The sequence below is a fragment of the Okeania sp. genome (assembly GCF_983059655.1).
In genome coordinates this window covers 1-13,582 of the sequence record NZ_CEZPJD010000134.1, presented here as the reverse complement: position 1 = coordinate 13,582, position 13,582 = coordinate 1, and the positions used below count along the sequence as shown (strand labels likewise).

The following is a 13,582-nucleotide window of genomic DNA, read 5'->3' as shown; positions in this document are numbered from 1 at the left end:
TGCACTTGAGAACTTATGAGTGTAGTGAATGCGGTTTTCAAGCTGATAGAGATTTGAATGCTGCTATCAATCTGAAAAACTATGTGCATCAGTAGCTTGAGTTCCAAGCGAATTTAAGCCTGTGGAGAAGATAAGTTACAGACTGCGGTCAGTGGTCTTCAGTGTTTGCGCAGCATTGCGGAACGCAAAGCAGGAAGCTAACTCCAAAGCTTATGCAATCGTGCATGGGTAAGTTTGGGTAAGTTTAGTAGAACGGCTAGAATCATTTGGACAAATTAGCTTTTCATAACCGGATTTTGTATCAATAGCTTTAATACCATTTTTATCGATCTTACTATTCGTAACATTCTTTTTTTTAATTGGTATGATATCAAATCTGTTTAATTCGGTATAAAAAAATATTCCATCTTTACCCAGAGCGGAAAGAATTCTGAGTTATAGCGCTGTGCGCAGGCAACAGCTCATCTGGCAACAGCGGTCAGACCCCGCGTCGCCGCCAGCTCGCTTGCGGAATGCTGACCAAGAGAGGCAATAGGGGGAATAAATTGCCCACAATATAAGACTTTTAGCTATTTGGCCCCTCCTATCATTTGTAAATATACCAGCGCTCATTGCTATATGGATTCTGATTCACTTCATTCTGATTCCTGAATTCTGAATTCTAATAAATACCCTAGCTATTTGTAGCAAATATTTATCAAAATGGTATAAGTAAGTAGGCACGAAAAACTATTCCGATTTACTATAGCGCTTTTCATATGGATAGACTACAGTTAGTATCGGCAACCCAAAAGCATTTTTCTACTCCCTACTCCCTACTCCCTACTCTAAGTGCCAAAAATAATTTTGTGGTCTACTCAAATGAAAAGCGCTGTAATTTTTGAAACTATTTACAATTAACTATTAATTATGCTCACAATTTCTAAATACAAAAACCCGGTTTCAATTTATAGCAGTGTCAACTCAGAAGTTTATAAGGCTATTCGAGAAGAGGATAGTCAACCTGTAATTCTGAAAATTTTGAAACAAGATTATCCCAGCCCTCAAGAAATAACTCGTTACAAACAAGAATATCAACTCATCTCCAACTTAAAATATGATGGTGTAATCAAGGCTTACGACCTTATTCCTTATCAACATACACTGGCAATTGTCTTAGAAGATTTTGGTGGTAAATCTTTACAAGAATTGACTAAAAATAAAGTCTTACTACTAAATGAATTTCTACCAATAGCTCTTAAAATAACAGAAATCTTAGGACAAATCCATCATCATAATATAATTCACAAAGATATTAACCCAGCTAATATTATTTTTAACCCAGAAACTAAACAACTAAAAATAATTGATTTTGGGATTGCAACTCAACTAACTAGAGAAAACCCAACCCTCAAAAATCCCAATGTTCTAGAAGGAACTATCCCCTATATTTCTCCCGAACAAACAGGTAGAATGAATCGTTCCCTAGACTATCGCACAGACTTTTATTCTCTGGGAGTAACGTTCTATAAATTGTTAAGAGGAAAACTCCCTTTTACAGCAACTGATGCTTTAGAATTAGTTCATTGTCATATTGCCAAAATACCTCCAACATTGGACGATCAAATAGCAATTCCCCCAGCAATTTCAGATATTATAATGAAACTAATGGCAAAAACTGCTGAAGAACGTTATCAGAGTGCTTGGGGAATTAAAGCAGATTTAGAAAACTGTTTACAACAGTTACAAACTACAGGAAAAATTGAGAAATTTGCTATAGCAAAAGAAGATCTTTCTGATAAGTTTCAAATTCCTCAAAAACTCTATGGCCGAGAAGTTAAAATCAAACAATTATTAGCAGCATTTGACAGAGTTGCAGGGGCATCTACTCAACTTGGTGAGCAGGAAGACCAAAAGAAAAAACATCAAAGTGAACTGATGTTAGTAGCTGGATATTCTGGCATTGGAAAATCAGTTTTAGTGCAAGAAATTCATAAACAAATCACTCAAGAAAGAGGTTATTTTATTTCTGGAAAATTTGACCAATTTCAGCGAAATATTCCTTACTCTGCTGTTGTTGCTGCTTTAAAAAATTTGGTTCAACAACTATTGACTGAAAGGGAAATAGAATTAAAGCAATGGCGAGAAAAACTATTGGCGGCATTGGGAGTTAATGGTCAAGTTATTGTTGATGTTATTCCTGAAATTGAACAGATTATTGGTAAACAGCTACCAGTACAAGAGTTGGGCGCAACAGAGTTACAAAACCGTTTTAATCTTGTTTTTCATAACTTTATCCGAGTATTTTGTGCAAAAGAACATCCTTTGGTTATTTTTCTAGATGATTTACAATGGGCAGATTTAGCTAGCCTGAATTTAATTAAATTGATGATCAATGATGCAGAGACTAAATACTTATTTGTAGTGGGAGCTTATCGTAATAAAGAAATTAATTTGACTCATCCTTTGATGATGACTTTGGCAGAAATTAGGGAATCTGGAACAATTGTTAATCAAATCACTTTGGAGCCTTTAAAAACTGAAGATGTCAGCCAACTAATAGCTGAGACCCTACACTCCGATCTTTCATCCGTCAAATCTTTAGCAAAATTGGTCATTGATAAAACTAATGGAAATCCATTTTTTGTGAATGAATTTCTGAAATCTTTATACACAGAAAAGTTACTAATTTTCGACAAAAAAAACCGGGTTTGGCAATGGGATATCCATCAAATTGATGGGATGAATATTACGGATAATGTTGTAGATTTGATGATTTATAAGTTAAAAAAACTGCCGGAATCTACTCAGCATATTTTGTCTTTAGCTGCTTGTTTAGGAGCCGAGTTTGATTTACGTACTTTAGCAATAACAACTGAAAAAACTAATTCAGTAATTTTTGAAGATTTAAAATTAGCTCTTCAGTCTGGTCTGATTTTTTCTATTTCTGAGTTGGATGAACAACTATTAATTCAAAAGTATAAATTTGGCCATGACCGCATCCAACAAGCGGCTTATAGTTTAATTGATGAGTCTAATAAAAAAGCTATTCATCTGAAAATAGGTAGACTTTTACTTGTTAATAATACAAAATTAGAAAATATCTTTGAAATAGTAGATCATCTCAATATCGGCAAAGAATTAATTGTAGATGAACAGGATAAATTCGACTTAGCAAAACTCAACTTAAAAGCAGGCGAGAAAGCCAAAGATGCTACTGCTTATTCTGCTGCACTGAAATATTTAACTACAGCCAATCAAGCCATGGTTGGGGATATTTGGAATTCTCACTATGAATTTGCTTTTGTTTTACACAAAAAATTGATTGAAGCTGAGTATTTGAATGGAAATTTCTCCCACAGTGAAGAGTTAATTAACCAGAGTTTGCAGCGGGTAAAATCTGTTTTAGAAAAAACAGAAATCTACAAGATGCTCATCGTGCAATATACGTTAATAGCAAAATATTCAGAAGGCATTCAAATCGGTCGAAAAGCACTATCTCTACTAGATATTGAATTGCCAGAACGGGATTTTCAAACCACTTTAGAAATTGAATTAACTCAGGCTAATAAATATTTAGCCGATCGAAAAATTACCTCATTAATTGATGTGCCAGAAATTGAAAAACCTGAAATAAAAGAGGCGATTAAATTATTAGTTGCTATCGATCCAGTCGCCTATTTTAGTCACCAAGAATTATATGCTGTTATTGTTGTCAAAATGGCGCAGCTTTCTCTTAAATATGGTCATATTGCTGAATCCGCAAAAGCTTATGTTACCTACGGGATTATTTTAGGCTCAGTTTTAGGAGATTATCTATCTGGTTATGAATTTGGTTTACTAGCATTTGAACTGAGTAAAAAATTTAATGATTTGGCTCAAAAAAGTAGTTCATGTTTGATTCTTGCAGGTCATTTAAATCATTGGGTGAAACATATTAAAGAGGCTAAACCAATTTTCGATATGTCTTACCAAGCAGGTTTAGAATCTGGAGAATTAACATTTTCAGGATATGCTCTCGAACATCAATCTCGTTACCGATTTTATCAGGGTCAAAATCTAACATCTCTTTTAGAGGATGTGACTCAATTTTTACAATTTAGCCAAAAACATCATAATCATTGGGCAACTGATGGACTATTAGGTTTTCAAATCATTCTATTAAATTTGACTGGCAAAACGGATAATAAGCTTGAGTTTTATACAGAAGAAATAACCGATATTCAATATCTCGAAAATTGTGAAGAAAATAATAGTTTGGCTTGGCTTTGTACCTTTAATATTTTTAAATCTCAGGTACTTTATCTCTACGGAAAATATAATGAAGCTCTCAAATGTGCTTTGTTAGCTACAGAGAAAATTGATTTTGTTCTCGGGCATTTTCAAAGTACCGAACATAATTTTCACTATTCACTTACTTTAGCAGCACTCTACGAAGATGCTTCAGAACATGATCAACAAAAATATGGGGAAAAATTAACAAAAAATCAAACACAGATGAAAATTTGGGCGGATAACTGCCCAGAGAATTTTCTGCACAAATATCTTTTAATTGCAGCAGAAATAGCTCGATTTTCAGGTGAAGAATTAAAGGCAATGGATTTATATGACCAGGCGATCGCTTCAGCACAGGAAAATCAATTTCTTCAAAATGAAGCTTTAGCTAATGAACTAGCCGCTAAATTTTGGCTGAGGAAAGGGAAAAAAGAATTTGCTCAACTTTATATAGAAAAAGCTTACTGTTGTTATCAACTTTGGGGTGCTAAACATAAATTAGAAGATTTAGAAGAAAAATATTCACAATTACTATCTCAATTATCCACAGTTAGAAGTACTAAAAATAAACCCATCAATACAGCCCATACTGTAATAGAAAATTATTCTATAAACTTGTTAGATTTTTTCACAGTAATGAAAGCATCTCAAGCTATTTCTGAAGAAATTGTGCTAGATAAATTATTAGAAAAACTGATGATAATTTTGCTAGAAAATACAGGCGCTAGATCGGGATTTTTAATTCTTGAAACCAATAATAAATTGTTAATTGAAGCCGAAGCATCCGTTGATGGTAAGATCGCGACATTGCAGTCAAAGCCATTACAGTTAGTCAAACCAGATGACGAAATATTGCTGCTGTCTTCAGCAGTTGTCAACTATGTTATGCGGACTCAAGAGAGTTTAGTTCTTGATGATGCCATGCATCGGGGCAATTTTACTAATCAACCCTACATTCAAAAATATCAAGTAAAATCTGTTCTATGCGCTCCCCTACTTAACCAAGGAAACCTCAGTGGTATTGTTTATTTAGAAAATAATCTCATGACAGGTGCTTTTACACCAGAGCGCTTAGAAATCCTAAAACTCCTCTCTGGAGAAGCAGCGATCGCCATTGACAATGCTCGACTTTATCATAACTTAGAGAAAAAAGTAGCCGAACGAACTCAAACACTCTCTGATACTCTCAACGAACTAAAAGTCACTCAAAATGAATTAATTCAATCCGAAAAAATGGCAGCCCTCGGACAACTGGTTGCCGGAATAGCCCATGAAATTAATACACCCCTGGGAGCCATTCGTGCTGCCATCGGTAACACCAACAAAGCCATCGAAGCATCCTTGTCTGAACTACCTCAACTATTACCCATGCTCAACCAACAACAACAAACCAACTTTTTCAGTTTCCTACAACTTGCTCTTTGTAGTAAACCCAGTCTCAGTACTAGGGAAAAACGTCAAATTAAGCGCACAGTTACCAAACAACTTCAATCTCATCATATTACCAATGCCAAAAAACTAGCTCACCTGATCGTCGAAGCCGGGTTACATGATAGTTTTGCATCTCAAATATCTTTGTTACAAACTCCTCAAGGGAAGAAAATTGTGCAAATTGCCTACGATCTGTCTCACCTTTACAGCAACAATCAAAATATTAATAAAGCTGTGGAGCGAGCCTCAAAAATAGTCTTTGCCCTCAAGAGCTATACTCGTTACGATAGCAGTGGGGAAAAACAATTAGTTAAGATAACTGACAGTATCGAAACAGTATTGGAGTTGTACCATAACTATCTGAAAAATGGTGTGGAAGTAATTTGCCATTATCAGGATATTCCAGAAATTCTTTGCTATGGTGATGAATTAGTGCAAGTATGGACAAACTTGATTCATAATGCAATTCAAGCGATGAATGGAAAGGGAAAAATTGAGATTGAGATGGCAGTAGAAAATAAAAATATTGTGGTGGAAATCACAGATTCTGGAGCTGGTATACCCTCACAGATTCAGGATAAAATATTTGAGCCTTTCTTTACGACTAAACCTCCCGGAGAAGGTAGCGGTTTAGGGTTAGAAATTGTCAAAAAGATTATTGACAAACATCAGGGAAAGATTGATTTTGAAAGTCAACCGGGAAAGACAACATTTCAAGTAAAATTACCTATAAACAATTAGGGTTTGCTGAATAAAGTCTTTTTGTTAGGGTAGGGAGTAGAGAGTAGTTAGGACGTAGGATAATACCAAATCCTGTTTTGAAAGTAAGGTTTATTGTGAGGTAAGGCAGAAGGCAGAGGGCATAAGGATTAGAAAGGAATTTGAAAAACATGGTTTTGAAAACCGGATTTGGTATAAATAGTAATTACAGAGTCAGTGGCCAAAACAATATTCAGAGTGATTTTTCGGCTTTTGCTTCCCGAAAATCCTCACTTTATTTAATCATACTAAATACGGTTATGAAAAGGTACTTTTTCCAAATCTTCTCTAATCCTTCTGCCTTACTTTCCTAATAAAGCTCCTATCTAAACAGGATTAGTATCATTAGCTTGCTGAAAAGTTCATACTTTTTCCAGATATAAATTGCCTAAAGCCAATATCAGTCAATGCTTTTAGATTTAATCAGCAAGTCCTAATTAGTAGTGGTGTATTTTATTACTTCTGACTTACTAATATCATGCCCGGATAATTAGTTATAAAAAAAACTTCTCCCTTTGCTCTTTTCTTTCCCTTCTGCCATCTGCCTTCTGCCATCTGCCTTCCCAAGTAAGATGTCTGGTTAAAAATGACATCGATAGTCAGAAATAATCCCAAATTTTTCAGTTTATTGACAATACACAATAAAAGGTATAATTTATAACTACAGTTATGGTCGCTTAATTCGTATCTTTAAATATAAATCGGCGTTGCTGAATTGAAGTATGAATGTGCGATTGTTTGGTTCTGGTAAAGCCCCCGCGCATCCCCCGTTCAACAAAAAGCGCAGCAACATCTGGCTTCCCATCCTTCAAAAGCGCAGCATCCTCTGGCTTCCCCCTTTCCAAGGGGGACGGGAGGGGGATTCCAAGGGGGACAGGAGGGGGATTAAAGGGGGACTTTTAGAGTTTTATTTCCCCCAAAATTGGCTTGCTCGGGGGGCAAAATCATACCCAGAATCAGCAACGCCTATAAATCTATATTAACAATATTAACAACAACTTATGATAGAATTTCCTGGATACAATATTCTAAAAAAAATCTACGAAAGTCCTAATTCTTTCGTCTATCGAGCTAGCCAAGAACAGGATAATCGAGCAGTTATCCTCAAGGTACTCAAACAAGACTATCCTACACCTGCCGAACTAACTCGATACAAACAAGAATATGAAATAACTCGTGGCTTAGATCTTGATGGCGTAGTTAATGTTTATGGATTAGAACCATATCAAAGAACATTAGTTATGATCCTTGAAGATTTTGGTGCATTATCATTAAAACAAGGATTACTAGAATCAAGTGCTGACTTTTCTCTGCCGGAATTTCTCAAAATTGCCATCAAAACAACTGAGATTTTGGGACATATTCACCGCAGTAATATCATCCACAAAGATATTAACCCCTCAAATATAGTCTTCAACCAAGAAACAGGACAAGTCAAAATTATTGATTTTGGCATTTCTACCCAATTAAACCGCGAAAATCCAACGCTGAAAAATCCCAATGTTTTAGAAGGTACATTAGCTTATATGTCCCCAGAGCAAACGGGACGGATGAATCGAGTTTTGGATTATCGTACAGATTTTTACTCCCTTGGTGTGACTTTCTATGAATTGCTAACCGGAAAACTGCCCTTTGAGACAAAAGATGGGCTGGAATTAGTCCATTGTCATATTGCCAAACAACCAGTACCACCGGAAGAAGGTAGAAATCAGAAGGCAGGAGGCACAAGGGAAAAAATTCCTCAAGCTTTGTCAGATATTGTGATGAAACTGATGGCAAAAACGGCGGAGGAACGCTATCAAAGTGCTTGGGGAGTTGTAGCAGATTTAGAAGAATGTCTACTGCAATTACAGACAAAAGGAGAAATGTTAGAGTTTTATTTGGGGACTCAGGATATTTCTGATAAGTTTCAAATTCCCCAAAAACTCTATGGGCGTGAAGTAGAAGTTGAAACATTACTAGAAGCATTCGATCGTGTTGCAGGGGATGGAAAATCCCCCCAATCCTCCTTAGAAGGAAAGGCTTTAGAAATCTCCCCAGGAGATGGGAAAGGAATCGAGATGATGTTGGTGGCGGGTTATTCCGGTATTGGTAAATCAGCATTGGTTGCCGAAATTCATAAACCTAATACTCGACTGCGCGGCTATTTCACAGAGGGAAAATTCGACCAGTTTCAACGGAGTGTTCCCTACTCAGCTATTGTCAGTGCTTTTAAGGGGTTAATGCGACAACTGTTGACAGAAAGCTCTTCACAACTTACTCAATGGCGAGAAAAACTTTTAGCCGCAGTTGGTAGTAATGGGCAAGTAATTATTGATGTCATTCCGGAAGTCGAACTAATTGTTGGCAAACAGCCAGCTGTTCTTGAGTTGGGGCCAACTGAAGCACAAAATCGCTTTAATCGTATTTTTGGTCAGTTCATCCGATCATTTTGCACAAAAGAACATCCTTTAGTTATCTTCCTGGACGATTTACAGTGGGCAGACTCCGCTACGCTCAAGTTAATCGAACTGATGATGACAGATAGCGAAACACAATATTTGTTCCTAATTGGGGCCTATCGGGATAATGAAGTCAGCCCCACTCATCCCTTGATGATGGCACTGGATGGATTGCAAAAACAAGGAACAATTGTCAACTTTATTACCTTAGCACCCTTAGCATTAGAGTCTATCAGCCAGCTAATTGCAGATACATTACATAGCGACACTGATGAAGTTAAACCTTTGGCAGAATTGGTGAAGCAAAAAACAGGTGGTAATCCTTTCTTTGCTAATCAATTTCTCAAAACTCTACATTCTGAAAACTTAATCACGTTTCACTTCCCTGAGTCATCTCTTACTGAGGAGGGAAGTAAAGAAGGATTCTGGCAGTGGGATATTTCTAACATTAAGGCACAGGATATTACAGATAACGTTGTAGAGTTGATGATTGGTAAATTGAAGAAACTGCCAGAATCTACTCAGCAGGTTTTACGTTTAGCAGCTTGTATCGGTGCTTATTTTGATTTAACCACTATTTCTATTATTTGTGAAAAATCCAAAGAGAAAGTTTTTCCAGACCTAGTGACGGCAATTCAGTCCGGCTTAATCTTGCCAATATCGGAGTTAGATACAGAGCTGTTAATTCAAGATTACAAATTTCTCCATGACCGAGTTCAACAAGCAGCGTATGCCTTGATTGATGAAACACAAAAAACAGCAGTTCACTTAAAAATTGGTCGGTTACTGTTACAGAATACAAAGCCAGAAGCATTATCAGAAGAGATATTTGAAATTGTCGATCATCTCAATTTAGGTATTGAACTGGTGAACGATAAAACCGAACGATATCAAATCTCCGAGCTAAATTTGATGGCAGGAAAAAAAGCTAAATCAGCATCAGCTTATAAAGCCTCATGCACATATTTTGAAGTTGGACGCGAACTCCTCGGCGCAGACGGTTGGCAAAACTATTATGACCTAATTTTATCTTTACATGAGGAAGCAGCAGAGTCGTCTTACTTATGTGGAGACTTTACCGCAATGCAGGAATTAGCTGAAGTGGTAAAAAAATCTGCTAAAACTATTGTGGAAAAAGTGAAAGTCTATGATGTAGAAATTAAAAAGGCTGGAGCGCAAGAAAAATTTAGAGAATCACTAAGAATTGGTCTCAATGTCCTAGAACAACTGGGGGTTAGTTTACCAGAAAACCCGACTCAGTTAGAAATTCAACAAGGATTGGATGAAACGACTTCTCTGTTGAAGGGACGGAAAATTGAAGAGTTAATTGACCTGCCAGAAATGACATCTCCAGAAGCACTGGCAGCTATTTTTATTCTCGCGAGTACCTTGCCTGCTGCATATATCGCTAATTCTGAACTTTTTGTGCTCAATGTTTGCCAACAGGTTAACTTATCTATCAAATATGGCAATGCTACCTGGTCAGCATTTGGTTATGCTTGTTATGCCATAAATTTATGTTGGATAGTTCAAGACCTTGAATCTGGCTATCAGTTTGGTCAATTGGCTTTAAATTTGCGGGAACGGTTAAATGCCCAGAAAGTAAAATCTAAAGTATTCGAGATGCTTGGTGCTCATGTATTACATTGGAAAAAGCACTTTAAGGAAACACTCCCCTTTGTAATTGAAGGTCATCAAAGCGGAGTAGAAACAGGAGATTATGAATTTGCTGGCTATTGTGGCTGTTATGTATGCGATCATTCATATTTCATTGGTTGCGAACTCACAGAATTAGAACAGCTAATGGCGAATTACAGTAATGCTCTTGCTCAAATCAGGCGGGATAGCCCTTTTAATTGGATTGGGATATTTTGGCAAGCAGTCCTTAATTTATTAGGTCGGTCTGAACATTCTATCCGTTTAATTGGTGATGCTTTCGACGAGGAAAACTCCTCACTATTACCCGATAGCGATCGAACTAGACTTCATTTCTTTTATCTAAATAAACTGATATTGTGCTATTTGTTTGGAGAAAAGCATCAAGCTGTCAAAAATGCTTTAGCAGCAGAGGAATATTTAGATGGAATCAAAGCAATGATTGTTGAATCTCCTTTCAATTTTTATGATTCTCTGGCGCATCTAAACATTTTTGCAGATATTTCCCACTCCGAGCAAGAAGCTTTACTTGAGCGAGTAAATAAGAATCAAGAAAAAATGAGTCTATGGGCACATCACGCTCCCATGAATAATTTGCACAAATTCCATCTCGTTGAGGCAGAGAAAGCACGAGTTTTAGGACAAATCCTTGAAGCTGAAGAATTTTATGAAAAAGCCATTGCCGGAGCTAACAAAAATGAATTTATCCAAGAAGAAGCCTTAGCTTATGAATTAGCTGCTAAGTTTTATCTAGAGCGTGGTATGGAGAGGTTTGCCCGAACTTATATGAAAGAGGCACGATATGCCTATACTTGCTGGGGAGCAAAGGCAAAAGTCGAGGACTTAGAGGCGAAATACCCCCAGTTACTACCCAGATCATCTGCAACTAAAAGCATTCCCTCCTCTTTTGCGACAACAACTACTAGATATACCAATAACAGTCAGTCAGGTGAAGCCTTAGACTTTGCCAGCGTCATGAAAGCTTCTCAAGCTATTGCTGGCGAAATTGTACTAGATAAATTACTCGCCAACTTGATGAAAATTCTCATCGAAAATGCCGGTGCGCAAACAGGCTTTCTCATTTTAGAAAGAGGAGGAGAATGGGTAATTGAAGCCTCTGGAGAAATTGATGCTGATAAGGTAACAGTTTTACAGTCAATTCCCATTAACCAACACTTACCTACATCAATTGTTAACTATGTCACCCATACCAAAGAAACAGTAGTGAGCAATGATGCTGCCAATGAAAATAGATTTAATGATTCCTATATCAAAACAAATAAAACCAAATCTATTTTGTGTGCGCCACTAATTAATCAAGGTCAACTCAGTGGTATTGTTTATCTAGAAAATAATCTCACCGCAGGAGCTTTTACTCCAGACAGATTGGAAATTCTACAACTATTATCTGGGCAAGCAGCGATCGCCATTGCTAATGCCAAGCTCTATGCCGAGGTGAAAGAAAGCGAACGACGGTTAGCTCAGTACCTAGAAGCCATGCCTGTAGGTGTAGCAGTCCACACAACCGCAGGACAACTCCACTATATCAACCAGACAGGACAAAAGTTATTAGGCATCAACATTGTGCCCGAAGCCAAAACCGAACAAATTGCAGAAGCATATCAAGTTTATCGTTCTGGAACCCAAGATTTATACCCTACCGAGCAACTGCCGATATCACGTTCCCTGGCTGGTGAAACTGCCAAAGCAGATGATTTAGAACTTCACCAATCAGATAATATCATTCCCTTAGAACTTTCCAGCACACCAATTTTTGATGAGACAGGCCAGATTTCTTATGCTATTGCAGCTTTCCAAGATATCAGTGAACGCAAGCAAGCTCAGAAAATCCTAGAAGACTACAACCAAACGTTAGAAAATCAAGTGGCTTCGCGAACCCAAGAATTAAAAAATACCCTTGATACTCTGCAAGCCACCCAAAATGAATTAATTCAGTCCGAGAAAATGGCAGCTCTGGGACAACTAGTCGCCGGAATTGCCCATGAAATTAATACACCCCTCGGAGCCATTCGTGCCGCCATCGGTAATACCGACAAAGCCCTCCAAGCATCCTTATCTCAACTACCTCAACTATTACCCATGCTTAACCCACAAGAGCAAGGCAACTTTTTCAGTTTCCTACAACTTTCTCTGAACAACCAATCCAGTCTTAGTACCAGGGAAAAACGTCAAATTAAACGCACAGTCACTAAACAACTTGAGTCTCACGACATTTCCAATGGTAAACAACTGGCGCACCTAATCGTTGAAGCAGGATTACATCATGGTGTTGAATCTCAAATATCTTTGTTGCAAACTCCTACAGCTAACCAAATTGTACAAATTGCCTACGATATTGCTCGCCTTTATAGCAACAGTCAAAATATTAACAACGCTGTGGAAAGAGCCTCAAAAATTGTCTTTGCCCTCAAGAGTTACGCACGTTACGATCAAAGTGGGGAAAAACAATCAGCTCAGATTACTGAAGGTATTGAAACCGTGCTGGAAATTTACCACAACTATTTAAAAAAGGGTGTAGAAGTGATTCGTGATTACCAAGATATTCCAGAAATTATGTGCTATCCTGATGAATTAGTACAAGTGTGGACAAACCTGATTCACAATGGAATTCAAGCGATGGATGGAAAGGGAAAAATAGAAATCCAAGTGCGGGTAGAAAATCAAGATATCATTGTGGAAGTGACAGACTATGGAACTGGTGTACCCCCAGAAATTCAGGATAAAATCTTTCAACCTTTCTTTACGACAAAAGCTGCTGGAGAAGGTAGTGGTTTAGGGTTAGATATTGTCAAAAAGATTATTAACAAACATCAGGGAAAGATTGATTTTACATCTGTTGTTGGTCAAACTACTTTTACTGTGACTATTCCCATGTAATTACCGAAAAATTGTGGGTATGCGCCTCCCCTTTTAAGGGGATAATAAAGAAAAATTTTCATTATTAGTCAATCCTCTTCTTTCAAGGAGAGGTAATTATTAATTATTAATTATTCATTATTAATTATTAATTATTAATTATT

General features: G+C 37.1%; 3 protein-coding genes. All 3 read left to right on the top strand.

Translation table 11 applies throughout. The annotated features are described in order from the left end of the window. Nucleotides 1-5: 5 nt before the first annotated feature. Entirely contained in the window at nucleotides 6-95 is a 90-nt protein-coding gene (locus tag AC3DU7_RS10220; protein ID WP_488039245.1) for a zinc ribbon domain-containing protein, read from the top strand. Nucleotides 96-909: 814 nt separating this feature from the next. Next, entirely contained in the window at nucleotides 910-6,426 is a 5,517-nt protein-coding gene (locus AC3DU7_RS10215) for a trifunctional serine/threonine-protein kinase/ATP-binding protein/sensor histidine kinase (protein ID WP_488039244.1), read from the top strand. Nucleotides 6,427-7,445: 1,019 nt separating this feature from the next. Continuing rightward, a complete protein-coding gene (locus AC3DU7_RS10210; protein WP_488039243.1) occupies nucleotides 7,446-13,439 on the top strand; it encodes a trifunctional serine/threonine-protein kinase/ATP-binding protein/sensor histidine kinase in 5,994 nt (1,997 codons plus the stop codon). Nucleotides 13,440-13,582 lie beyond the last annotated feature (143 nt).

Coding starts and splice junctions, on each gene's coding strand:
- AC3DU7_RS10215 (WP_488039244.1), top strand. CDS start 910: ATGCTCACAATTTCTAAATACAAAAACCCGGTTTCAATTTATAGCAGT.
- AC3DU7_RS10210 (WP_488039243.1), top strand. CDS start 7,446: ATGATAGAATTTCCTGGATACAATATTCTAAAAAAAATCTACGAAAGT.